This is a genomic window from Streptomyces sp. NPDC050564, assembly GCF_044457265.1.
Taxonomy (GTDB): Bacteria; Actinomycetota; Actinomycetes; order Streptomycetales; family Streptomycetaceae; genus Streptomyces.
The window spans coordinates 94,172-117,493 of the sequence record NZ_JBITGS010000020.1; the positions used below are offsets into that span (position 1 = coordinate 94,172).

General features: G+C 69.5%; 20 protein-coding genes and 5 pseudogenes. 12 read left to right on the forward strand and 13 right to left on the reverse strand.

The window, feature by feature from the left end; translation table 11 throughout:
* Window positions 1-15 precede the first annotated feature (15 nt).
* Both ACIBK0_RS29670 and ACIBK0_RS29675 read right to left on the reverse strand, forming a co-directional pair.
* Complete coding sequence (locus ACIBK0_RS29670; protein WP_399086605.1) at window positions 16-261, reverse strand: hypothetical protein; 246 nt, start codon at window positions 259-261, stop codon at window positions 16-18.
* A gap of 109 nt (window positions 262-370) precedes the next feature.
* Window positions 371-1,693 carry an ROK family protein gene (locus tag ACIBK0_RS29675; RefSeq protein ID WP_399086608.1) on the reverse strand — a complete coding sequence of 441 codons (1,323 nt, stop codon included), beginning with the start codon at window positions 1,691-1,693 and terminating at the stop codon, window positions 371-373.
* A 163-nt stretch (window positions 1,694-1,856) separates the two neighbouring features.
* Between ACIBK0_RS29675 and ACIBK0_RS29680 the strand changes: the two genes are divergently transcribed.
* Genes ACIBK0_RS29680 through ACIBK0_RS29695 form a run of 4 tightly spaced genes read left to right on the forward strand, consistent with a single transcriptional unit; the run spans window position 1,857 to window position 6,421 of the window.
* The gene (locus tag ACIBK0_RS29680; RefSeq protein ID WP_399086611.1) at window positions 1,857-3,173 is read left to right on the forward strand and encodes an ABC transporter substrate-binding protein; all 1,317 of its coding nucleotides are present in this window, start codon (window positions 1,857-1,859) and stop codon (window positions 3,171-3,173) included.
* A 14-nt stretch (window positions 3,174-3,187) separates the two neighbouring features.
* Complete coding sequence (locus ACIBK0_RS29685) at window positions 3,188-4,186, forward strand: carbohydrate ABC transporter permease (protein ID WP_399086614.1); 999 nt, start codon at window positions 3,188-3,190, stop codon at window positions 4,184-4,186.
* A gap of 7 nt (window positions 4,187-4,193) precedes the next feature.
* Window positions 4,194-5,033 carry a carbohydrate ABC transporter permease gene (locus ACIBK0_RS29690; RefSeq protein WP_399086849.1) on the forward strand — a complete coding sequence of 280 codons (840 nt, stop codon included), beginning with the start codon at window positions 4,194-4,196 and terminating at the stop codon, window positions 5,031-5,033.
* A 29-nt stretch (window positions 5,034-5,062) separates the two neighbouring features.
* A complete protein-coding gene (locus ACIBK0_RS29695; protein ID WP_399086617.1) occupies window positions 5,063-6,421 on the forward strand; it encodes a GH1 family beta-glucosidase in 1,359 nt (452 codons plus the stop codon).
* A gap of 252 nt (window positions 6,422-6,673) precedes the next feature.
* Here ACIBK0_RS29695 and ACIBK0_RS29700 read toward each other — a convergent pair whose 3' ends face one another.
* Window positions 6,674-7,624 (reverse strand): phosphotransferase family protein, encoded by a 951-nt coding sequence (locus ACIBK0_RS29700; RefSeq protein ID WP_399086620.1) that lies wholly within the window; start codon window positions 7,622-7,624, stop codon window positions 6,674-6,676.
* A 536-nt stretch (window positions 7,625-8,160) separates the two neighbouring features.
* Between ACIBK0_RS29700 and ACIBK0_RS29705 the strand changes: the two genes are divergently transcribed.
* The 3 genes and pseudogenes from ACIBK0_RS29705 to ACIBK0_RS29715 form a co-directional block, all read left to right on the forward strand.
* Window positions 8,161-8,769: a hypothetical protein gene (locus tag ACIBK0_RS29705; RefSeq protein WP_399086623.1), complete on the forward strand. Its 609-nt coding sequence runs from the start codon at window positions 8,161-8,163 to the stop codon at window positions 8,767-8,769.
* Between the two features lie 510 nt (window positions 8,770-9,279).
* Window positions 9,280-9,843: a fasciclin domain-containing protein gene (locus tag ACIBK0_RS29710; RefSeq protein WP_399086626.1), complete on the forward strand. Its 564-nt coding sequence runs from the start codon at window positions 9,280-9,282 to the stop codon at window positions 9,841-9,843.
* 234 nt (window positions 9,844-10,077) lie between these two features.
* A pseudogene (locus tag ACIBK0_RS29715) lies at window positions 10,078-10,289 on the forward strand (helix-turn-helix domain-containing protein); the annotation flags it as partial.
* On the opposite strand, the gene ACIBK0_RS29720 reads toward ACIBK0_RS29715, so the two are convergent.
* Window positions 10,229-11,122: a DUF3626 domain-containing protein gene (locus tag ACIBK0_RS29720; RefSeq protein WP_399086629.1), complete on the reverse strand. Its 894-nt coding sequence runs from the start codon at window positions 11,120-11,122 to the stop codon at window positions 10,229-10,231. The pseudogene ACIBK0_RS29715 and the gene ACIBK0_RS29720 overlap by 61 nt on opposite strands.
* A gap of 133 nt (window positions 11,123-11,255) precedes the next feature.
* On the opposite strand from ACIBK0_RS29720, the gene ACIBK0_RS29725 reads away from it, so the two are divergent.
* A complete protein-coding gene (locus tag ACIBK0_RS29725) occupies window positions 11,256-11,750 on the forward strand; it encodes an FBP domain-containing protein (RefSeq protein ID WP_399086632.1) in 495 nt (164 codons plus the stop codon).
* A gap of 88 nt (window positions 11,751-11,838) precedes the next feature.
* On the opposite strand, the gene ACIBK0_RS29730 is transcribed toward ACIBK0_RS29725, so the two are convergent.
* Window positions 11,839-12,210 (reverse strand): helix-turn-helix transcriptional regulator, encoded by a 372-nt coding sequence (locus tag ACIBK0_RS29730; RefSeq protein WP_399086635.1) that lies wholly within the window; start codon window positions 12,208-12,210, stop codon window positions 11,839-11,841.
* Window positions 12,211-12,343: 133 nt separating this feature from the next.
* Here ACIBK0_RS29730 and ACIBK0_RS29735 point away from each other — a divergent pair, with 133 nt between their 5' ends.
* Entirely contained in the window at window positions 12,344-13,051 is a 708-nt protein-coding gene (locus ACIBK0_RS29735) for an ANTAR domain-containing protein (RefSeq protein WP_399086638.1), read from the forward strand.
* 72 nt (window positions 13,052-13,123) lie between these two features.
* On the opposite strand, the gene ACIBK0_RS29740 is transcribed toward ACIBK0_RS29735, so the two are convergent.
* Window positions 13,124-14,122, reverse strand: a complete 999-nt coding sequence (locus ACIBK0_RS29740) for a zinc-binding alcohol dehydrogenase family protein (protein WP_399086641.1) — start codon at window positions 14,120-14,122, stop codon at window positions 13,124-13,126.
* A gap of 123 nt (window positions 14,123-14,245) precedes the next feature.
* Here ACIBK0_RS29740 and ACIBK0_RS29745 point away from each other — a divergent pair, with 123 nt between their 5' ends.
* Window positions 14,246-14,860 (forward strand): CGNR zinc finger domain-containing protein, encoded by a 615-nt coding sequence (locus ACIBK0_RS29745; protein WP_399086644.1) that lies wholly within the window; start codon window positions 14,246-14,248, stop codon window positions 14,858-14,860.
* A 424-nt stretch (window positions 14,861-15,284) separates the two neighbouring features.
* On the opposite strand, the gene ACIBK0_RS29750 is transcribed toward ACIBK0_RS29745, so the two are convergent.
* Genes ACIBK0_RS29750 through ACIBK0_RS29760 form a run of 3 tightly spaced genes read right to left on the reverse strand, consistent with a single transcriptional unit; the run spans window position 15,285 to window position 20,336 of the window.
* Entirely contained in the window at window positions 15,285-18,041 is a 2,757-nt protein-coding gene (locus ACIBK0_RS29750; protein WP_399086647.1) for an alkaline phosphatase family protein, read from the reverse strand.
* Window positions 18,042-18,045: 4 nt separating this feature from the next.
* A complete protein-coding gene (locus tag ACIBK0_RS29755) occupies window positions 18,046-19,401 on the reverse strand; it encodes an ABC transporter permease (protein WP_399086650.1) in 1,356 nt (451 codons plus the stop codon).
* Entirely contained in the window at window positions 19,398-20,336 is a 939-nt protein-coding gene (locus tag ACIBK0_RS29760; protein WP_399086653.1) for an ABC transporter ATP-binding protein, read from the reverse strand. Before ACIBK0_RS29760 ends, ACIBK0_RS29755 begins: the two co-directional genes overlap by 4 nt.
* A gap of 433 nt (window positions 20,337-20,769) precedes the next feature.
* Here ACIBK0_RS29760 and ACIBK0_RS29765 point away from each other — a divergent pair.
* A pseudogene (locus ACIBK0_RS29765) lies at window positions 20,770-20,886 on the forward strand (DUF6233 domain-containing protein); the annotation flags it as partial.
* Between the two features lie 110 nt (window positions 20,887-20,996).
* On the opposite strand, the gene ACIBK0_RS29770 reads toward ACIBK0_RS29765, so the two are convergent.
* On the reverse strand, window positions 20,997-21,251 hold the full coding sequence (locus ACIBK0_RS29770; RefSeq protein WP_399086656.1) for a hypothetical protein: 255 nt from the start codon (window positions 21,249-21,251) through the stop codon (window positions 20,997-20,999).
* Window positions 21,252-21,636: 385 nt separating this feature from the next.
* Window positions 21,637-21,880, reverse strand: a pseudogene (tpg, locus tag ACIBK0_RS29775) (telomere-protecting terminal protein Tpg); the annotation flags it as partial.
* Between the two features lie 25 nt (window positions 21,881-21,905).
* On the opposite strand from tpg, the pseudogene ACIBK0_RS29780 reads away from it, so the two are divergent.
* Window positions 21,906-22,061: pseudogene (locus ACIBK0_RS29780) on the forward strand (IS5/IS1182 family transposase); the annotation flags it as partial.
* 4 nt (window positions 22,062-22,065) lie between these two features.
* Here ACIBK0_RS29780 and ACIBK0_RS29785 read toward each other — a convergent pair.
* Window positions 22,066-22,456, reverse strand: a pseudogene (locus ACIBK0_RS29785) (maleylpyruvate isomerase N-terminal domain-containing protein); the annotation flags it as partial.
* Window positions 22,457-22,697: 241 nt separating this feature from the next.
* Window positions 22,698-23,294, reverse strand: coding sequence for a TIGR03086 family metal-binding protein (locus ACIBK0_RS29790; RefSeq protein WP_399086658.1), 597 nt, complete (start codon window positions 23,292-23,294; stop codon window positions 22,698-22,700).
* Between the last annotated feature and the right edge of the window lie 28 nt (window positions 23,295-23,322).

Below are 23,322 nucleotides of genomic sequence, written 5' to 3' on the forward strand. Positions count from 1 at the left end.
GTCTCCCTGTCCGGGTCAGGCGGAGGACTCCTCCGGGTCCGGGTGCTCGGGGTGGACGGTGTCCGAGCGCGGGGCGCCCTGTCTGCCCGTGCCCGCCTCGTCCGTGTCGGGGACGTCCTTGGCGCGCTCGCCCTCGTCGGCACCTCCCGGTGCGGGGCGCGCGTCCCAGGGGTCCTCACCCTCGTACGCCTGTTGGTCCGGCATGTCCCGCGGGATCGGGTCACCGTTCTCGCCGGGACCCTCCTGCCGGTGTTCGGTCACGGCGTACTCCATTCTTCAGCAGGTGGGCCCGGCCCGCACACGATGGCCGGGCCGTCTTCGGCCCGGCGCGAGTACCTCGGGGGTGTGCCGCGAAACCACCCGCTCCGGATCAGTGCGGAGCGCGCTCCTCCAGGGCCGTACGCCAGGCGGGTGACCGGCCCTCTTGTACGGGCTCGGCGCGCCGGCCGCCCCGCGCGAAGAAGTCGGCGAGGGGAAGGATCGCGGCGCCGACCGTGACGGCGTCCGGGCCGAGCCTGCCGAGGTCGATGGAGACGCGCTCGGCCGGGTAGCGCAGGGCGTACGAGGTCGCGTACCGGCGTACGGCCGGCAGGAAGCGGGTGCCCAGCTGGAGGCCCGCCCAGCCGCCGATGAGGATCCTCTCGGGCTGGAAGAGGTTGATCAGGTCGGACAGCCCAGCACCCAGGTACTCGGCGGTCTCCTCCAGGACGGCGAGCGCCACCGGGTCGGGCTCCTCGTCGCCGGCGGGGTAGGCCGCGGCGAGCATCGCGGTGAGCGCGGTCTCCTCGTCGGTGCCCTCCGGGGGGCGTCCGCCCTCCTCGCGCCAGCGGTCCAGGAGCGCCTCCGCGCCCGCGTACGCCTCCAGGCAGCCCAGGGCTCCGCAGCGGCAGCGGCGCCCCCTGACCCGTACGGTCAGGTGCCCCCATTCCACGGACCGGCCGTTCTCCACCTCCTCGGTGACGAGGCAGGCGCCGACGCCCGAGCCGAACAGGACGACGACCGCGTTGCGGGCGCCGCGTCCGGCGCCGAACCACATCTCGGCCTGGCCGAGGGTGCGGGCACCGTTGTCCGCGAAGTACGGGACGCTGTCGGGGAGTTCGCAGGTGGAGCGGAGCAGGGATTCGAGCGGGACCGCGTCCCAGCCGATCGTCTGACCGTGCACCACCGCCCCGCGCTCCGGAGTGCGGGCCACGATGCCGGGGACGCCGATGCCGACGCCCAGGAGCTGCTCCGGGGCGATCTCCGCCTCGGCGAGGACCTCGGCGATGCCGTCGCGGATGTGGCCGACGATGACCTCGACGTCGTACTCCTGGCGCTTCAGCGGCCGGTCGGCCTCGAATCCCTGACGCTCCAACGGCCGTTCGGTGCGGGCGAGTTCGGTGAGGGTGAGGTCGAAGAGCTCGACGCGGACGCGGGTTTCGCCGACGTCGACGCCGATCATGTGGCCGCTGCCGGGTGCGACGCGCAGCAGGGTGCGCGGGCGGCCGCCGTCGGAATCGACGCTGCCCGCCTCCTCGACCAGTCCGTCGGCGACGAGTTCGGCGACCACGTTGCTGATGGAACCGGAACTCAGTCCGGTGGCCGGGCCCAGTTCGTAGCGGCTCATCGGCCCGTCGAAATACAACCGTTGCAGTACGGCGGTGCGATTGCCCCGCCGCAGGTCACGCACTGTCCGCCCGTTCCGCCCCGCCATGAGATTCCCTTCCGGCATGCCCGACCTGCAAGATACCCCTGCGCGATCCCTTGACGCGACTTTCTTCCGGGTCTTAACTCACGTCCTAAATTAAGCCATGAGGGTCGTTCGGGAAGTGAACACACTCCCGTGCGGCTCTCCTCTGGAAAGGGACGCCTGAGCCATGCGCAGAATCCGAGCCGCGGCCGCCGGTGCGGTCACTGTCTCCATGCTGACCGCCGTGACCGCCTGTGGTGGCGGCTCGTCGACGGGGGGCGGGTCCAACGACTCGCCGAAGACGCTCACGTACTGGGCCTCGAACCAAGGCGCCACCATCGAGGTCGACAAAAAGGTCCTCCAGCCCGAACTCGACAAGTTCGAGAAGCAGACCGGGATCAAGGTGAAGCTGGAGGTCGTGCCCTGGTCGGATCTGCTCAACCGGATCCTCACCGCCACCACCTCGGGTCAGGGCCCCGACGTCCTGAACATCGGCAACACCTGGAGCGCCTCCCTGCAGGCCACCGGGGCGCTGCTGCCGTGGGACGCGAAGAACTTCGGCAAGATCGGGGGCAAGGACCGCTTCGTCGACTCGGCTCTCGGCTCGACGGGCGCGCAGGGCAAGGACCCGGCCGCAGTGCCCCTGTACTCGATGGCGTACGCGCTCTACTACAACAAGAAGATGTTCGCCGACGCGGGCATCTCGAAGCCGCCGGCCACCTGGGACGAGCTCATCGCCGAGGGCAAGAAGCTCTCCAAGGGCGGCAAGTGGGGCCTGGGCGCCGAGGGCTCAAACCCGTCCGAGAACATCCACCACACCTTCGTCTTCGCCAAGCAGCACGGCGCCGACTTCTTCACCGCCGACGGCAAGCCCGACTTCACCAATGACGGCGTCGTCGCCGCGGTCAAGCAGTACGTCGACCTGATGGCCAAGGACAAGATCATCGCCCCGGGCAACGCCGAGTACGCGCAGAACCAGTCAGTGAGCGACTTCGCCAAGGGCAAGAACGCGATGCTGCTGTGGCAGTCCGCGTCCGCCAACCTCACATCGCAGGGCATGGGCGAGGACGCCTACGGCATCGCTCCGGTGCCCGTGCAGTCCGGCACGCCGGGCACCGGCACGAACGTCAACTCGATGGTCGCGGGCATCAACCTGGCGGTCTTCAAGAACACCGACAACCTCGACGGCGCCACGAAGTTCGTGAAGTTCATGACCAGCGACGGCGAGCAGAAGATCCTCAACACGGCGTACAGCTCGATCCCGCCGGTCAAGGCCGCTCAGGCGGACACCACGTTCAACACCTCGGCGAACGCTGTCCTCAAGGACACCCTCGCGAAGAGCGCCGCCGCGCTTCCGCAGGTCGCCGACGAGTCCCAGTTCGAGACGGCGGTCGGTACGGCCGTCAAGGACCTGTTCGCCGACGCGGCCGCCGGACGCGCGGTGACCACGGCGTCGGTGAAGGCGAAGCTCGAGAAGGCCCAGCAGCAGATGCCGAAGAAGTGAGTGCGAGCACCGACATGACCACCACGACCGCCTCCGCCGAACCCGGCGAGCGGACGGTGCGCAAGGACTCCCCCGGTGCGGCGCGCGGCCCGCGCCGCACCGGGCGGATCAAACGCATCGGACTGCCTTACCTGCTGCTTCTGCCCGCGCTGGTCCTCGAACTTCTGGTCCACCTGGTGCCGATGGTGATCGGCATCGTGATGAGCTTCAAGGAGCTCACACAGTTTTACATCCGCGACTGGGGCACCGCGCCCTGGTCCGGCCTCGACAACTACAGGGTGTCGGTGGACTTCGACGCACCGGTCGGCGAGGCGCTGCTCCACTCGTTCCTCGTCACCGTCGGCTTCACCCTGCTGTCGGTCGGACTGTGCTGGCTGATCGGCACGGCGGCCGCGATCTACATGCAGGACGCCTTCCGCGGCCGGGGCCTGCTGCGCGCCCTGTTCCTCATCCCGTACGCGCTGCCCGTGTACGCGGCCGTCATCACCTGGGTGTTCATGTTCCAGCACGACAACGGCCTGGTGAACCACATCCTGCACGACCAGCTGCATCTCGGCGACAAGCCGTCCTTCTGGCTGATCGGTGACAACAGCTTCTACGCGCTGCTCACGGTCTCGGTGTGGAAGGGCTGGCCGTTCGCCTTCCTCATCGTCATGGCCGGACTGCAGAACATCCCGGGCGAGCTGTACGAGGCGGCCGCCCTCGACGGGGCCGGCATGTGGCAGCAGATCCGCCGTATCACCCTGCCGTCGCTGCGCCCGGTCAACCAGGTGCTGATCCTGGTGCTGTTCCTGTGGACGTTCAACGACTTCAACACACCGTACGTCCTGTTCGGAAAGACGGCTCCGGAGGCCGCCGACCTCATCTCGGTCCACATCTACCAGGCGTCGTTCGTCACCTGGAACTTCGGCACCGGGTCGGCCATGTCCGTACTCCTGCTGCTCTTCCTGCTGGTCGTGACGGGCGTGTACCTCGTGCTCACCTCACGCGGACGGAGGACCGCCGATGTCTAGGTCCCCGATGGCCCCGCCGCGCTCCTTCCTCTGGTCCCGGCGGATCTTCCTCACCCTGCTCACCGGCTTCGTCCTGGTGCCCGTCTACGTCATGGTCTCCAGCTCTCTGAAGCCGCTCGCGGACGTCACGGGGAAGTTCCGCTGGCTGCCGAGCAGCCTGACCTTCCGCCCGTACATCGACATCTGGTCGACGATCCCGCTCGCGCGGTACTTCGTGAACTCGCTGATCGTGGCGGGCGCGGCGACGCTCTGCTCGGTGGTGATCGCGGTCTTCTCCGCATACGCCGTCAGCCGCTACAGCTTCCGCGGCAAGCGTGTCTTCACGGTCACCGTGCTGTCCACGCAGATGTTCCCCGGCATCCTCTTCCTGCTGCCGCTGTTCCTCATCTACGTCAACATCGGCAACGCCACCGGCATCGCCCTGTTCGGGTCGCGCGGCGGACTGATCCTGACGTATCTCACCTTCTCGCTGCCGTTCTCGATCTGGATGCTGTTCGGCTACTTCGACTCGGTGCCGCGCGACCTGGACGAAGCGGCGCTGGTGGACGGCTGCGGGCCGCTCGGCGCCCTGTTCCGGGTCGTCGTTCCGGCCGCGATCCCCGGCATCGTCGCGGTCGCCGTCTACGCCTTCATGACCGCCTGGGGCGAGGTGCTGTTCGCGTCGGTGATGACCAACGACACCACGCGCACGCTCGCCGTCGGACTCCAGGGCTATTCCACGCTCAACAACGTGTACTGGAACCAGATCATGGCCGCCTCGCTCGTCGTCAGCGTTCCGGTGGTCGCGGGCTTCCTCCTCCTGCAGCGCTATCTCGTCGCCGGGCTGACGGCGGGAGCCGTCAAGTGACCGACTCTCCTCTTCCCGAAGGGACTTCCGTGACCATCGACCTTGCCGCACTCCCCGAGGACTTCCTGTGGGGCACGGCCACGTCGGCCTATCAGATCGAGGGCGCCGTCGCCGAGGACGGCCGCTTCCCCTCCATCTGGGACACGTTCTCGCACACTCCCGGCAAGATCGACAACGGCGACGACGGGGACCACGCCTGCGACCACTACCACCGCTGGCGCGAGGACATCGCGCTCATGCGCCGACTCGGCACCAACGCCTACCGGTTGTCGATCGCGTGGCCGCGCGTCGTGCCGGGCGGCGACGGCCCGGTCAACGCCAAGGGGCTCGACTTCTACGACGGCCTGATCGACGCGCTGCTGGAGGCGGGCATCACGCCGTCCGTCACCCTCTACCACTGGGATCTTCCGCAGGTGCTCCAGGACCGGGGCGGCTGGACGGTCCGCCGAACCGCATACGACTTCGCCTCGTACGCGGCGGTCGTCGCGGAGCGGCTGGGTGACCGCGTCAAGCACTGGACCACGCTCAACGAGCCGCTGTGCTCGGCCTGGATCGGCCACCTGGAGGGCCGGATGGCCCCGGGCCTGACCGACCTGACGGCCGCGGTCCGCGCCTCCTACCACCTGCTCCTGGGGCACGGCCTGGCCACCCAGGCGGTCCGCGCCGCAGTGCCCGGCGCCCAGGTCGGCATCGTCAACAACCTGTCCAGCGTCGAGGCCGCCACCGACCGCCCCGAGGACATCGCGGCCGCCCACCGCCTGGACGGACACACCAACCGCTGGTGGCTCGACCCGGTCCACGGCCGCGGCTTCCCCGCCGACATGCGCGAGGTGTACCGGGTCGAACTCCCCGAGCTGTCAGGCGACTTGGAGACCATGACCCAGCCCCTGGACTGGCTGGGCCTCAACTACTACTTCCCGTCCACGGTCGCCGACGACCCCACCGGACCGGCCCCGCGCGTGCGCACGGTCCGCCGTCTCGGTGTGCCCCGCACCGGCATGGACTGGGAGGTGGGCGCCGACGGTATCGAGCGCCTCCTGCTCCGCCTGACCGACGACTACGGCGCCCGCAAGCTGTACGTCACGGAGAACGGCTCCGCCTACCCCGACGTCGTACGCCCCGACGGGACCGTCGACGACCCCGAGCGCACGGAGTACCTGGAACAGCACCTCGCGGCCTGCGCATCGGCGGTCCGCAAGGGCGTTCCGCTCGCCGGCTACTTCGCCTGGTCGCTGCTCGACAACTTCGAGTGGGCGTACGGCTACGACAAGCGCTTCGGGCTCGTGCACGTCGACTACACGACGCAGAAGCGCACGATCAAGGGCAGCGGGCATCGGTACGCGGACATCATCCGGGCGCACGGCGGGCGAGGGCGCAGCGCGGCCTAAGGGCCTGTCCGGCGCATCGGGTCGGAGGGGGACCTGCGGTGCCTCATCAGCGGTCGGAGGGGACCTGCGGCGCCTCATCAGGGCAGGTGAGCGGCTCCTGGTGCGTCCAGCTGCAAGGCAGAGGAGGGCGACGACGCGATGGGGGTCCCCCCGCGCGAGCGAAGCCGAGCGTGGGGGGAGTCGGCAACCGACGGCAGCGCCGCGGACGGGCGTGCCAGGACCCGCGTCTCCTCCATGATCCGCCGGACAGCCCTAACTGAGTTCGTCGAGGGCGGCGAGCAGTTCCGGGGCCACCGCCTCGCGCACCCGGGCGAGTTGTTCGGCGCCGGTTGCGCGGGGCACGGTCTCGACGAGCATGATCAGGTAGAGGTAGCTGCGATAGAGGGCGAGGCGTTGCCGGGCCGATGAGTCGAACTCGGCGCGACCGCCCGCTTCCTGATAGCCGGTCAGGAAGTCCTTGTCCTGCTTGATGTCGGCGAGCAGTGCCAGCGAGACGAAGTCGGCCGGCGGATCGCCCCAGAACATGCGCTCGCCGTCGATCAGACCGCCGATCCGGGGCGCCGTGCCCTCCGGGCGCTCCACCAGGATGTTGCCCCGCCACAGGTCGAAGTGGACGAGGCGGGGGACAGTGACCTCGTCCAGGGTGTCGTACGCGGTCTTCGCCGTGCGGGCCACCTCGTCCACGGGGCGGGGCAGCCAGGCGTCGTAGCGGCGAGCGTCGTCCAGGACGGCCTCGTACATGGTGGTGAAGGCGCTCCGCCAATCGGGAGTGAGGGGGCCGAGGGCTCCGGAGGGGTAGCCGAAGCCCGGGCCGGTCACGCTGTGGAGACGGGCCACCAGATGGCCCAATTCCCTGCGCAGGGGCGCCTGTTCACCAGGTTCCAGGTCACCCCATGGCGCGCCCGGGCAGTGGGTCATCAGGAGCTGGCGCTCTCCGTCCGTGACGACTTCCGGCGCGGGTACGCCGACCGTCGCGGCCGCCCGGTAGAACTCCACCTCCGACCGGAGGAGCTCCCGCTCGTGGCTCAGACCGGGAGCGGTGGCCGACGGAGGGATCTTCAGCACGTACCGGGTGCCGTCGGCGAGTCGTAGCTCCTCGACCGTGTTGTACGTCCCGCCCGTCAGGGCCCGGCAGTCGACGAGACGGTCGGGCGGCAGTCCCGCCGTGTCGAGAACCCGCCGAGCCCGCTCCCAGCTGTCCACCGCAGCCTCCCCTGTCGCCTGTGGGCCCACTCTGCCAGGTGGGCCCACGGGCCTGTACTCCTTATCCCGGGCGCAGGCGTCCTGCCATCCGGCGACGTAGACGTCCTCGACGTAACGTCCCGACGCCATCAGGTCGTTCAGCCAGGGTTCGACGTCGCCGCCGGGGTGTGCGGTCCGCCTGGAGCGTGCGGAAGGCCTCGCGGACTCCGGGTGCCGTGCGGGAGCCGTCGCCGCGGCCGGAGAGATCCCGACCGCTCGCCCAGGGCGATCACGGCCCAGGGCGGCTGCCTCCCGCTGTACAGGCGTAAACCGCACTCGTGCGGCCGAACGGCGAAGCCCGCCCAAGAGCAGGAGTCCGGATATACGCATATGTTCACGACCACAGGGTTGGGGTCCCTGGGCGCTGCCCGTGCCAGTCGGCGTCAACGAACTGCAGACCGCCCAAAGCCTTCATGCCGCCGAAAGTGAGTCACCGTATGTCGTCAACACCGGCCGACCAGGCTCCAGCGACCAGGGCGTTCGAGAATCTCCGCGGCGTGCCCCACGCCGAGATCATCGTCTTCACCAAAGATGCTGACGGTCCCGGAGCAACCGGGGTGGTTTACAACACCCTCGGCCTGCCGGTCGACTTCACCGACGAGCAGTTCCGCGCCCTGGACCCCGCCGCTCTGGCCGCGGAGTTCCACTCAGACGCCGTGTGGATGAACGGGCCGCGCCGCGCGCTCGTGGACGCCGCCACCGCGGAGCTCGGCGACGGAGGACGAGTCACCTCCGTAGAGGGCATCGCCATGCACACCGTGGCCGATATCCATGTCCCCGACCTGCAGACGTTCCTCAGCGCCCAGCGGCCACCCTACAAGCAGCTCACCGTGGGGCGCACTACCCAGTGCCTCTTCCTGAAGGGAAGCGAGATCCACGAACTCCTCTCTCCCGAGGGACACCAGTACGTCATGCAAAGCCTCTCCCGGCACGTCGACCCGGACCTGAACCTGGAGCAACTGCCCACACTCGGGGAACGCCTGCAGCTTCCCGAAGGCTGGCAGTATCGCGTCCGCACGCTCGACGAAGACCTGCGGGTGAGCGCACACGGCGACGCACACATCGTCTTCGACGAGTACGAGAACAACTACCAGCGCCACGCCTGATCCTCGTCCCGGCGGCCAGGCCGGAGCGGGGCGTCGGCAGGCTCGATCACACCTGCCGACGGCCCATCAACTCTGGAGGAGGGTCCCCGGCCGGCGCCCCACCCCTCCCCATCGCTGGACGACCGGCAGGAGCGTCTCGCTCCTGGCACGGCAACACTGGCCGCATCTCAGGCGGCCACCCGTCCAGAACGGATCCGGTACACATGAGGCCGCTCAGTCGGTCGCCTCACACGCGCGGTCTTCAGGCGCCGGCTGCAGCGCCTGAAGGCGTCAATACTGCGAACCCAGTAGGCCGAGGTCCAGCAGGGCGGGGCATCCACCGCGTCCGGGCTTCGAGATGCGGCCACCGGCACCTGCTGGATACGCTCGCTGAGTGGCCGGATGATGATGTTCCAAGGCCGGGCGCAGCAGCCGCCCCCGTCCCGCCCAGCGGAACGAAGACTTCCACAGTCCAAACCTCTGCAGTGTTCATGCCTCCATGGGAGGAAGGTTGCGATGAGGTTCATCCGCATGCGTACAGCAAAGGCCACCGCGGCAGCTGTGGTCGCCATCCCGCTCGCGCTTGGAGGTCTGGCGTCGCAGGGCCACGCACAGGATGCGTCTCCCGGCCCGTCGGGGACGTTCGGTCCCGGCTGTTCGGCGCTCTCCCAGAAGGCCAACACGGCCAAGGACAAGGTCCTAGAGGCTGCGTCCGCATATCCACAGCTCAGCCAGCTGGTCTCAGCCGCGGTCAGGGCACAGCTGAGCGGCACCCTCGACGGGAAACCCAACGTCACCATCTTCGCTCCCAACGACCAGGCCTTCCAGAAGGTGACCGTGTCGCAGCTTGCCTCGCTGCTCAGTAATCAGGGGCAGCTGGAGAAGGTGCTGACCTACCACGTCGTGGACAAGCAGATCACCCCGAACGAACTCTCCAAGGGCTCCTTCACGACGGTGGAAGGCAGCAAACTGACCACGTCGGGCTCGGGCACCGCCTTCAAGGTCAACGGCAAGGCCAACATCGTCTGCGGCAACATCAAGGCCGCGAACGCCACCATCTACGTCATCGACGCAGTCCTTCAGCCCCCGTCCTGACTCATGGCTCTCGTTCCCGGCGCGGGACGACCCGTGTGGACTCGGGAACGAGAGTTCCTCGCGCAGGTTCCGGCCCGTGTGGACTCGGGAACGAGAGTTCCTCGCGCAGGTTCCGGCCCGTGGCCCTGGTCTGCACGAAGAACGGCAGCACGATGTCGTCGTTCAGGCCGCTCTCCACGTCGAGGCCTTGCCGGACCAGTGCGGGGACCCGTGGACTGGACATGGCGGTCTTGCGAGGCCCGCATCTTCGCGCTGCTCGCCAGGGGCGCGACCACGGCGCAGGCCGCCCGGGAGACGGGCCTGACCGCGGACGGCGTCAGCTACCACCTGCGGCGACTGTCCGAGCGCCGGGGCGCGGCACCCGTACCGAACTGGTCGCCCGCGCCTACGCGCTGGGGGTGCTGACGCCCGGCGTGTGGCCGCCCACGGCCGTGCCCGCGCCCTGAGGGGCGCCGAAGCGGGCGAGGCAGTGCCACACCATCTTCAGGTCCTGCAGCTCGTGACGCCCTGTACGCGCCGCGTCCCCGATGATCCGTGGGTCGAGATATCCGTCCTCGGCGATACCGGCGCCGAGTGCGACGAACTCCGGACCGCGGAAGTCCGCGTGGCGGCGCAACTCAGTGACGGAGAGCCGGTATCCGGGATGCCATTCGACCGGGCACGGCAGCCGCCGGGCGGCCGCCTCCACGGGCGTGCCCCGGTAGCTCGCGTCCAGGACCAGTGCCTCCATGTCCCGCGCCAGTACGACCTGTCCGTGCACCTGTGCCTCGATGTAGTCGTCGAGGGCGCCGCGGTCGTCCGCCTCGGCCAGTTCGATCAGAGACATGCCGGCCGCCACTCCGAACGCGGACGGCTCGGCCGCGCTGTCGGGGTAGCAGAAGGTGGCGCGCCCCAGCGCCTTCCCCGTCATCCGGAAGTGCGAGGAGCCGAACCGGGGGGATGCGCCGACCAGTTGGCGACGGAAGTTCAGCCCGCCGTACACCGGGCGCTCGTGCGCGGGCGCGGCGTCGTACGCCGTGCCGAAGATCCGGCTCTCCCAGCGCCAGCGGTCACCGCCGGGATGCGCGGTCAGCCCGCCGTTGCTCGTGCCGGTGACGAACTGCGAGCGATACGTGCCGTCCTGGGCCAGCGCATCCAGGATCGGCAGCCCACGTACGAGCCGGTCCGGGTGGAAGTTCAGGGTCACCCGCAGCGTCGGATCCAGCGCGGGACCCCGGGAGCGGGCCGCGACATGGCGCAGGGCCCACTCCCGCGGTGTGCGGCCGTTCCCGAAATGCATTGGATGTCTCCCGCGAGGCTGGGTAACTTGACGCAAACCTAATGCTCCTAGGTTTGCAGGCTCGCGGGTGTCGCCCTCAAGGCCTGCAGGCTCCACGCATCCCATCCCGTCGATCCCCCAGGAGAGTTCCCCTATGAGATCACTCACCGAGCAGGACATCCGCAACTCATTTATCAACTGCTCCAAGGGGGAGGCCAAGCGCCTCGCGATACCCCGTGACCTCGACGACCGCCCCTGGGACGACCTGGACTTCCTGGGCTGGCGAGATCCCGGAGCGCCGGACCGCAGCTATCTCGTCACCGAAAGGGCCGACGACATCGTGGGCGTCACCCTGCGCTTTCCGTCCTCGCAACGCGGCTTCCTGCACCGCAGCATGTGCTCGCTGTGTCTGACGACCCACCCGGGCAACGGGGTCTCGCTGATGACGGCCCGCAAGGCGGGCACGGCCGGCCGCGAGGGCAACTCGGTCGGCGTCTACATGTGCGCCGACCTCGCCTGCTCCCTGTACGTGCGGGGCAAGAAGATCCCTGAACCCGGGGGCCGCTTCGAGGAGACCCTCACGGTGGAGGAGCAGATCGACCGGACGGTGGGGCGCCTGTCGGCTTTCCTGGGGAAGCTGTACGTCTGACTCCTTGCGTCCCGGGCGCAGCGGAACTGATCACCACCCGCACCGCCGACTGGGCTTCTCGGCAGGCGCTCGTGAGCGCCGCCGGGCTTCATCGATCGGATGCGGCCCGGCGCGCCTGGGGAGGTGCCGTCTGCAACTGCTGGGGCTGGTTGCCGCGTTGCGCGTCGTGCCGGGCGAGGACGCCGAGGAGGTCCGTCACGGTGAGACCGGCCTCGGCCGGGTGCCGGAGGAAGGCCCCGGGATCGATGCTGTAGGTGTTGGAGCGTCCCTGTCGGGTGTGGGAGAGATAGCCCTCCTGCTCCAGATCGGAAATGATCTTCTGGACGGCCCGCTCGGTGAGCCGGCAGCGCACCGCCATGTCTCGGATCCGGATGTTGGCGTCCTCTGCGATCGCGGCCAGCACGCGCGCGTGGTTGGTGAGGAACGTCCAGCCTGTGTGTGTCTCCGGTACTCCACCCATGGAGCCAGCATATGGTGCGCCATTCACGAAAACAAAAGGGTGAAATAAATTTCATGTATCCCTTGACGGGTGACGCACCCGTGGCAGAGCCTGGAGGAAGTGGAGACGGGCTGATGCCTCGGGAGCGGCTGCCATGTCAGAACGTGCGCTTTCCCTCACGAGCGGGGAGGCTGTCGCCTGCGCTGCGGGCGCCTCGACGAGTGAGCATCTGCAGCCATGGCTGCAGATCGAGACGTACCCGGAAGACGACCGCGTGCTGGTCGTGGTGTCCGGCGACCTCGACATCGACACCGAACAGATGCTGCAGAGCGCCCTGCGCGATGCCCTCGTCGGCTCCGTCAGCGGTGTGGATCTCGATCTGGGCGGAGTCGAGTTCTGCGACTGCTCCGGGCTCAACGTCCTGCTGCGTATGCGCAGGCGTGCGCTGGCGGACGGCAAGACCGTCGGCATCCGCACCGCCGGCGCCTCGGTCGAGAGGCTGCTCGATCTCACTCACACGCGCCCCCTGTTCGCCTGGACGAACGAGGACGCGCAGTACGAGGATGCCGATCAGGACCTGCGCATCGAACTCCTGCAGCTGCGGCAGGCCATGCAGACCCGCCCCGTCATCGACCTGGCCCGCGGCGTCCTGATGGCCACGTTCGCCCTGAGCGCCGAGGCCTCCTGGAAGGTCCTGGTCACCGTCTCCCAGCGCACCAACACCAAACTGCGGCACGTGGCCCAGGACTTGGTGAACAGCGTCAACGGCGACCCGCTGCCCGAGCCGCAGCAACAGCAGCTCGCCGCGGCGGTCGCCGATCACAGCACATCCCCGGCGCCGCTCTCGGGCGTTCAGGGCTGAGCGCGGCGACGGCTCTCCTCGCGGTGTCGACTCCCGACGCCCGGCGATGCCGACTCTCCACGCCCGGCCCTGTCAGCCCTCCCCGACGGCGAGCACGATCTTGCCCCGGTTGTCGCGTCGCTCCAGGCGCTCGTGGGCCGCGCGCGCCTGGTCCAGCGGAAGCACCGTCTCGACCGGTACGCGGTATGTGCCGGCCGCGACCCGCTCGGCCAACTCCCGCAGGTCCGCTCGGGGGTCGTAGCCGTGGATCTGCAGATTGGTGAGCTGGAAGCCGAGGACGGCCGCGTTCTTCGGGTAGAAGTCGCGGGTGTCGACGGTGCTCGGCTCCAGCGCGACATTGGCGAGGGCAACCACCCGCCCGCCGTGCCCGATCTCGCGCAGGCTCCGCCCGAAGGCACGGCCGCCGACGGTGTCGAGTACGACGTCGGCGCCACGCCCCTCGGTCAGCCGCAGCACCTCCTCGACCTCCGCGTCGTCGGGGTGCGCAGAGGTGTCCAGGGTGACGTGGGCGCCCAGTTCGGCGGCCCAGGCGGTCTTCTCCGGTGAACCGGCGACCGCGATCACCCGCGCGCCGGCCTCGGCGGCGATCTGCACCGCCGCGCTGCCGACCCCGCTCGCGGCGGCCTTCACCACCACGGTGTCGTCCTTGGTCACCTTGGCCAGACGGCGCAGGCAGTACCAGGCGGAGAGCCAGGCGACGGGCAGGGTCGCGGCCTCCGTCAGGTCCACGGCGTCCGGCAGGACCGTCACCTGCCCGGCCGGTACGACGGCCAACTCGGCGTAGAAGCCGGGGGCGTTCACGCCGTCCAGGGCCATGACCCGCTGCCCGACACCGATACCGGTCACCCCCTCCCCCACCGCGGCGACGACTCCGGCCGCCTCGACACCCGGTATCAGCGGTGGCCGTCCGGCCCGGTGGTACACCCCTGCACGGATCAGCGCATCCGCCCGGTTCACGCCCGCTGCCGCGACCTTCACCAGCACCTGGCCCGGGCCCGCGACCGGATCGGGCACCTCCACCGGCACCAGCACCTCGGGCCCACCGAACTCGTCGATCCGCACCGCACGCATACCTGTACCCGCTCTCTCCTGGCGACGCCGGAGCACGCTCCACACGCTGGAGCAGTGACACCGGTTCAACAGGTGTCACGATGCGACACCGCATGAACCGGTGTCAAGCGCTAAGCTCGCGGCATGACCAGCCCCGCCCCGGACCCCATGGCGGCGTTCCCCTTCATCGGCGGCCGCCCCTGCCTGGACTTCGTCGCCACGCTCGGCAAGCGCCACACCGGTCGGCCCTTCGAACGGCTCCCCGACCCGGACGCCCTCGCCCGCTGGATCGGCGAGGCCGGTCTGCTCGCCGGGGCGGACGACGCGCGAGGGCCGGTCACCGAGGGCGATCTGGCCTACGCCCGCACGCTGCGCGAGTCCCTGTACCGCCTCGTACGCGCCGCGATGGACGGAGACCCCCTGAACCCGGCCGATGTCGCGCAGGTCAACGAAGCCGCCGCCCGTCCCGACCTCGCCCCCCAGCTCGGTGAGCCGGAAAGCGGCCCGCGGTCGCTCCTGCGTTGGAAGGCCGCGCGGCCCGCCCCGGCAGCCCTGGCGACCGTGGCCCGGGACGCCGTCCTGCTGGTCGCCGGCCCCCTGCTGGCCAGGGTCAAGGAGTGCGGGAACCCCGACTGCTCGCTGCTCTTCCTGGACGACTCCCAGGCCCGCCGCCGTCGCTGGTGCTCCATGGACCGCTGCGGCAACCTCGCGAAAGTAGCCGGTTACCGGTCCCGCAGCCGCGCCACCTCCACCCGGTGAAGGTGGATGAGGATGTCGCGGCTCGAGGCGAGCGTGATGTCGTACGGGCCGTCCGGGTAGTCGATGCCGATGCTGCGGGTGGGCCTGGCCTTGGTCAGTCAGTCAGTCAGTCAGCGGCCGATGACCGGGCCGTGCGCAGATCGACCCCGTAGTCGCGGTACCGCACGCGGTCCAGGGTGTGCTCGTTGGTTCCGGCGCCCGCCGGCCCAGGCTGAAGCGCTGCACCTTGCCGTCCGGGCCCGTGGCGTTGAACGAGCCACGGTCGACGGTGAGGCCCACACTCACATACGCCGAGCCGAGGCTGTCCCGCAGGGAGGCGACGAGGACTGCGCCCCACCGTGGCGATATGTGCCGCGCAGGAACAGTAGGGGCCGCTGGCCGGCGGTGACGCCGGCCAGGGGCCCCTTGACGCGATCCGTCTGGGTCAGCCGTCGGACTCCGACGACGGGATGTAGGCGCCCGGCACGTCATCCGGCGCGAAGATCTTGTCCTCGCCGGGGTACGGCTTCTTCCACGCGTGCGTCTGATACCACGTGAAGTGGTTCATCTGCGCGGGGTTCGCGAAGTCGGGAATGGCGTTGGGCCCGGTCAGGCGCTGGTGCGACTTCCAGTCCTCCCACTTCGCGGCGAGCGCCTGTTTGTCCGCCGGCACCTTCGCCGACGGCACGGCCGCCGCACTGGGGTCCTGCGGCGCCGGGGTGTCCAGGCCGCAGGCAGGCGGCGTCTTGAGGCCGTCGGTCAGCGAGGTCCGGTTGGGCAGTGCCTTGAACGGCGTGAGGTCCGCGTGCCGGGTGAACGCCCCACGCATCGGGCTGGCCGCGCTGTCCTTCTGGTTCATCGGGTGGACCCCGAGGATCTGCTCGATGGTCCGGATCATCGTGATCTGCGAGTAGTAGTGGCTGTCGACGGTGCCGTGCTGGGCCCAGGGGCTGATGATCTGCATCGGGGCACGGTGGCCGTCGACGTGGTCGAGGCCGGCCTGCGAGTCGTCCTCGACCACGAAGATCGCGGAGTCCTTCCAGTACTTGCTGTGCGAGATCTCGTCGACGATCCTGCCGGTCGCGAGGTCGTTGTCCGCGACCTGAGCGGCCGCGTTCGCCGGACCACCGGTGTGGTCGCTGGAGAGCCAGAACATGTTCAGGTTCGCCGGCCCGTTCTTCTCGAAGTCACGCTTCCAGATCTCGTACCGGTACATGTCCGGGACACTGGTGTCGAACTTCGGGAAGCCGTGCACCGACACGTCGTTGAGTGACGGGATCGGCGAGGCCGAGTTCAGCGTGTAGGCGGTGTCCTGCCCGGTCGCCTCCATGTTCTTGGAGTCGCAGTACAGGTTCTGCCAGCTCGCGCCGGACGGCTTCGTCAGGAACTGCTGGAACTCGCCGAAGTCGCGCACGGACTTGTCGGCCGCCTGCGCGCCGGTCCAGATGAAGCCTGTCCGCTGGTGGCCGAGAGCGTCGTCCTCGGTGTCGTAGCTGCGCGCGTACTCACCGGCCGAGGACTCGGTGTACTCCGGGTCGTCGGCCTGCATCAGCCAGTTGTGACCCTCGGCAGAGTTCGTGCCGATGTCGTACGTGTTGTCGTACAGCCCGAACTGCTTGGCCAGCGCGTGCTGGTTGGGCGTCACGTTCTCGCCGAACTGCGCCAGCGACGGGTCGCCGTTGCCCTGCGAGACGTCCCCGAAGACCTGGTCGTAGGTCCTGTTCTCCTTGACGAGCAGGAAGACGTGCTTGATCGTCGAGGGCTCGCCGAGCCGCTGTGGGACCGGCACCGGCTTCGCCTTGTTCTTGCCCTCGTTCAGCGAGACCGAGCCGCGACTCCAGCCGTTCTGCTTGAAGACCTTGGCCGTCTCGGACCTGATGACGCTGTCGTCCGGCAGTGTGAACCGCTGCACGCTCGACGTCGTGTCGTGGGTGCCGTGCCCGGCGCTGTTGGTGGGCCGGCGGGCATCGATACCACGCGTGTTGGAGACCAGCACCTGCTTGCCGACGGTGGCGATCTCCGCGGGGAAGTAGTCCGTCGGCAGCAGTCCGACGTAACTGACCGGCTCCTGCGGGGACTTGTACCGGTAGACGGCGACCGCGTTGGCGCGACCGAGCGTCACCAGCAGGTGCCCGTCGTCGGTGAGGGTCACCGCGTCGGGCTCGTAGCCCACCGACGCCTCCGGCCACGGCTGGGTGGCGATGGTCTGCACGACCTTGTCGGTGGAGGTGTTGATGACCGACACGTCGTTGGTGGCGGTGTTGGTGACGAACAGCGCCCCGTTCTTGGCGTACAGGGCGGTCGGGTGCAGACCGACGTCGATGCTCGAGACGGCAGCGGCCGGGTCCGCCAGGTCGATGACGCTGACCGTGCCGGTGGTGGTGGCAGCGGTCTTCGGGTCGGCCGGCACCTGGGTGCCGTACGAGTTGATGGTGGTGTCGCCGGCCTTCGCCGGGCGCCCGCCCTCGTTGCTGACGTAGAGCTTGGTGCCGACCACGGTCATGTCGCGCGGGGCGTTGCCCACGGCCCAGCTCTGCTTGATGGCCCCGGTCGCCGCGTCGATGGCGACCACCCGGTTCTGGCCGTTGACCGCGGAGTACACGGTGGAGCCGTCGGGCGAGAACACCGCCTCGCCGACCAGCGCGTGCTTGGCGCCGTCCGCAGGGATGGTGACGGTCGTCGGGTTGGCGACGCTGCCGTCCGGGTTCACGGTGAACCTGGTGTAGCCGTCGGTCTGGCCGAGCCACAGCTGCGAACCGTCGGGCGAGTACGTGGGGCCTTCCTGGCCCACGCTGTTGTTGCTGATGCGCGGGGTCGACGACGCGGAGTTGCTGACGAGCTGCTGCACCTTCCAGCTCTTCAGGTCCACGACGGACAGCGCCGCCCCGCCGTCGGTGATCGAGGCCGCGAGGTGCGTGCCGTCCGGGCTGACCGAGGAGGACATGATCTTGCCATTGTTGACGACGAGGCGGTCGCCGTACGGGGCGATGTACTGGTCGCTGGAGACGACTTGACCCTGATCGGTGATCTGGCCGACCTGGTCGGTGCCGAACTGGTGCGTCTGGGCAAAGGCGGCACCGGCGGCGACGAGGGCAAGTGCGGTGATGCCTGCCGTCATCAGCGGTATCCGGCCACCGATGCGTCTACCTAGAAGGCCGAAACGGCCCTTCTCAACACGCCGGCGGCGGCGGGTTACCTGCATTGAGTTATCCCTTCGGGGTGGCGAGCAGGTCGACGTTGCCGTCGAACTGCCACAGCGGGTTCGGTGCGTCCCCCGTCGGGGTGCGCACCAGGAAGTAGCCGTTCACTTCCTTCGGTCCGTCGCCATCGGCCATGAATCGACCGTCTGGGGTGACGTCGAGCTGGTAAATGGCCGTTCCTACGGCCTCGACGTCGGGCAGATGCCAGGAGATGACGCAGCGCCAGTCGTTGCCCGGGCCCTCGGCGGCGACCTTGACGCTGCCCTTGTCGCACGTCGCCGTGGCCTTCAGCTGCGCTTCTGTGACGTCGGGGCGGTTGAGCTGCTCGGTCTGCAGGCGATAGAGGTGGGCGAATGCCGTGGCCACCGAGCGCTGCACCTTGTCCTGCTCTATCCCGGAGCCCGTGGCCCCGGTCGCCGCGGCGACGACCGCGACCGTCACGGCGACCAGCCCGAGGAGCGGCAGGGCTCCGGCCGTCACCGCGCGGCGCCCCGAGCCGTCGTAGGTCAGGTTGGTGAAGTCGCGCCGCACGAAAAGCGCGTAGGCCAGCACTGTCGCGGTCACGGCCCACAGCAGGCCGACGACGATGCCGATCAGGAGCGGGCCGAGCTGTGCCGGGCTGGTGAACAGACCGCTCCAGGCGATGAAGGCGTAGTTGGGCAGGGCGAGGCGTACGGCGACGGGCAGCGGCATCATCTGGGCGAGCTGCATCGCGAGCGCGACGAGCATCGGCAGCAGCAGTCCCATCGGGGACCGCCCCAGCGTGACGGACCCGAGCAGTCCGATCGCGGCGAGGGCCAGGGTCGGGGCGAGTACGCAGACCCAGGCGAGCAGGACCTCACCGGCCGCGGCCGCCGAGGTCAGCAGGTGGCCATCGAGGCCTACAAGCGGCTGGTTGCCGACCGCCACGACCCCGCCGGCCGTGCTGGAACAGGCCAGGCCGACCACGAGCAGCAGGATGACGGTGAGGCTCGCCAGCGCCTTCGCTGCGAAGATCCGTCGAGGCGACCGGACCGCCACGAGCAGGTGGCGCCAGGTGCCGAGCCGGTCCTCGGAGGCGAACACGTCGCCGGCGACCACCGAGGTCAGCAGCGGGAGCGCCCAGGTGCCCGCGAATCCGAGCATCACCAGCGGTCCGGCCCACCCCGTGGCGTGCATCCAGCGGCCGAAGAGGGTATCGACGGGGAGCGTGCTCTGCCGGCTCACCGCGGCGACGAAGAGCGCCGGGGCGATCCAGCAGGCGAGGACCAGCAAGCGGATCCGCCATTGCGAGATCAGCTTGACCAGCTCGAAGCGGTAGCCGCGCGGAACCGAGACGCGGCGGGTAACGGCAACGTTGTCGTCAGCGACGGTCGCGGTCATCGGCCGGCCTCCTGCTCGGTGAGGGAGAGGAACGCGGCTTCGAGTGGGGACACCACGGGGGCGAGCTCGCGCAACGCGATGCCCGCGTGCACGAGCCGCACCACCAGTTCGTCGAGGGCGGGCACCAGCGCGCGCACGACGAGCACCTCGGCGTCGTGCCGTGCCCCGGCGTCGTCGACGACCCGGATCCCGGCCGTGTCGGCAGCGACCCGGCGGGCGGCCGCCGGGTCGGAGGTGAACAGCCGGTAGTCGAGTTCACCGTTCTCGGCGGCCAATTTGCTCAGCGGGCCGGAGAAGACGACCCGTCCGGTGGCAACGATGGTGACCTCGGCGCACAGTGCCTGGAGGTCGTCCATGCGGTGACTGGAGAGCACGACACTGGTGCCGTCCGCCGCGAGCCGGGTGAGGACACCGTGTACGTGTCTTTTGCCCGCCGGGTCGAGGCCGTTGGAAGGTTCGTCGAGCACGAGCAGCCGGGGCTTGGTGAGCAAGGCGGCGGCGAGCCCGAGCCGTTGACGCATGCCGAGGGAGAAGCCGCGGGCCTGGTCGTCGGCGACATCGGTGAGCCCGACCTGGTCGAGCACGTCGTCGACCCCCGCTGTGCGCGCGTCGTCGCCGCGGAGAGCGGCCAGCGCGGCAAGGTTCTGCCTGGCGGTGAGTGAGGGGTAGAGGCCGGGGCCGTCCACGAAGCCGGTGACACCGTCGGGAGCGGCGAGCGCCCGCCTGACCGGCGTACCCAGGATCTCGAGGCGGCCGCTGTCGGCGACGGCCAGGCCCAGCAGGAGACCGAGCAATGTCGTCTTGCCGGCGCCATTCGGTCCGACCAAGCCGTGGATCTGCCCCTGCGCCACATCCAGATCGACGCCGTCGAGTGCGACGACGTCGCCGAAACGCTTGGTGATCCCGCGAGCCTGGACTGCGAGGAGTGTGTCCATGAGCCCCTTCTTTCGAAACTCTCAGGGACCTTAGGGACGACACACAACGCAGGCACAGACGGCTGGTTGAACGCGCATGGAACGGATCGTCAAGGCGTCGGCAAGTCCGCGGGCACAAAACCATCGGCATCCAGCCAGACTTGGGCAACCCTGGGAGGCACCGAGTCCGTACGAAGCACCGTGGCCCGCGATTTGACGCGCTACCGGCGCGAAGCACGCCTGCGGCGCCCGGTGCGGGCGCCGCAACAGCGTCGAACGCGGCCGGTTCGGCGCCTTCCTGGCTCCAGCACTTGCACAGCAAGGCGACCTCGAACGCACCCGGTGGTGGACCGCGGACGAAGAACGCCGCCGGCAAGAACGGCAGCGCGACATCGACGCCTGGCCGCCGGAGCCCGACTGGCTCATCGAGCGCTGACTCGACGGACACTCCCCCGCCGCGTACGTCCACGTCGGGGGATGCCACATGGCAGGCGAGTACGTCAAAGGAGTCGAGCGGGACCAGGCACTCCGGGCACTCGCCGAAGGGGCGGACGCGTGCTCACAGTGCCGTCCGGACAGAGCGCGCGGGTATTTGGAGGAGGCACGCCACCGCTCGCCGGGCACGCCGTCCGCGTGCCGTCGGCGACATGCAGCATCTGCTCGGTGGCCTGAGCTGCTTCGCTATGCGGAAGCCACGACCTGGCCGGACATGACCTGGGGAGGGTTGGGGAGCAGCGAAACGAGATTGTCCCGCACGAAAACCGCCGCCTTCTTGATTGATTCCTCGGCCCCCGCCTCGCTTTCGAAGACGCTGGTCGAGAGCATGACTCCGTTCCCGGCGTCGACCCAGTAGTAGGCCAGGAGACCGGGGATCTGACGGATGAGCGGCACGAATCCCTCGTTCACCCGGCGCCCGGCCTCAGCCGGATCGGTCACCCCTTCGTATCGTCTGACGGCTGCGTACACGGCTGATCTCCTCACGAGTCCGGGCATCTGTTGCGGGGACGCCCTACCCCCTGCGACCTGTGCCCCGCTCGCGCGTCGTGCGGCAATCACTGGAAGGGGCCAGCCGGTGGTCCGAATGGCGGCGTCTGCTGATGACCGGGCCGGACGGCCGGCCCAAGACGCGATGCGGCGTGCGTGGAGAGAGCTGTCGCTCGACTGGTCAAGTCCGTACGGTCCAGGCCGGTTGAGCACGCCCATGACAGCTACTCGGCGAAACCCGATGACCGCCGGGAGCGGCCCGCCGCAAGACGACGACTGGCCTGGCCTGGACGCTGTTCCTGATCGGCCTCGGCTGTGGGCTGCGCTACGTGGGAGCTCGCAGCCCATCAGCGACGATGTCCCGCAACTGCCGGTCACCGCCGCCTTGTTGCTGCGCCTCGAAGAGTCGACTCGCGTACTGCGGGGGAAGGCGAACGGTCAGCCGGCGCATCCGTCCGTCGTCGGCTGTCGATGGGCGCGGTGTAACCGAGCCGGGCGCGGGTCTCCACCGTGATGCCGGTGCTGGTGGCGGCCTGCCGGCGGCGCCGCTTGCGTACCAGAGGCTGCCGGCGGGCGCGGACTTCGCATCGATCCGGCCGCATCCTGCTGGGGAAGCGCGGCATCAGACCGGTGATCGCCCGACGCGGCGTCACTCACGGCTCCGGGCTCGGCACGGTCCGCTGAGTGGTCGAGCGCGCCTTCGCCTGGCTGCACCAGTTCCAACGACTCCGCATCCGCTACGGGCGACGCGCCGATCTCCATCTCGGCGACGCCTGCTCGAACTCGCTTGGGTCCGCGGCGACTGCGACTTACCCCACCACGCCCGGCAACCGCGATCCGGGCCGGCCTCCCGCAGTGCGTCCAGCAGCTGCTGCGTCGATGCGGCCCACCAGGCCAGCAGGGCCTCGCGCTCCCGAGGTGCGGCCGGGTGGCCCTGCGGTGCGGACTTGGCCGTGACGTCAGGCCCTGCGGCGATGGTGGCGGCCCAGGCGCGGCGCCCCTCGCCCAGGTGCTGGCACCAGGTCGAACAGCGTCCACTCGGGGCAGGTCGGCACCTGCACGTCGAGGCTGGGCGCGGAGGCGACCGCGGCACGGAAGGCGGTCGATCGTTCCCCGATCAGCCGCAGCAGATCGGGGAACTCCAGAGTCTTTTCCACTCCGGTTGTCTATCACCGTGCTCCGACATCCGGACAGCGAATTTCACAGCCGACGCCGAGGAAGCGCCGACCAGGGGCGTACCGAGGCAGATCGGCAGGACCAAGGCGTATCCGGACCGGTGCCGTTTCATGATCCAAGGCTCTCGTGCGGGGCTCCCTCGGACCATCCGGCAGGCCTTCCGTCGAAGGTGGAAAGCCTCGCGCCGGGAGCTGTGATTTCCCCCGCCTCTCAGGGATGGCTTCAGGGCGCGGCAGGCGTCCAGCGCGGGTCCCGGCCGAGGAAGGCGAGCAGCGCCTCGGCCCGGCTGCAGCCCTCGGGCGCCTCGCGCGCGGCGGCGAACACCCCGTACGAGTTCCGCAGATGATCGACGAGCCGCTCGGCGGCTGCCCAGATGCCCTCGGCCAACTCCTCGTCCAGCGACGCGTCCTGGCCCGTCGCGACGGCGATGTCCCAAGCGTGCACGGCCGCGTCCATGGCGCCCGCCGCGGCGGCGAGCCGCAGCGGCAGCGGCCCCAGCGGGGTCGCCACCTCCCCGGCGTCGGCGGGCAGGCCCGCGTAGGTGTCCTCGACGTCCCGCAGCACCTTGTCGAGCGCGGCCTGTACGTCGGCGTCCAGCAGGTCGGCCGGCTGGAAGGGGTCCGAGTCGGGCCGGCCGACGCCGGTGATCGCGGCGCCGTACGCCTGCTGATCGAGTCGCGCATGGTTGAGCACCTGGCGTACCGTCCACTCACTGCACGGCGTCGGCGAACCCCACGCCTCCCCCGGCACGGCCGCGACCACCTCGCGCAGGTAGGTGTGCGCCCGCGTCAGCAATGCGATGCCCTCGACGTTGTCCATCCTCGTCCCCTCCTGGCGCCTGTCGGCT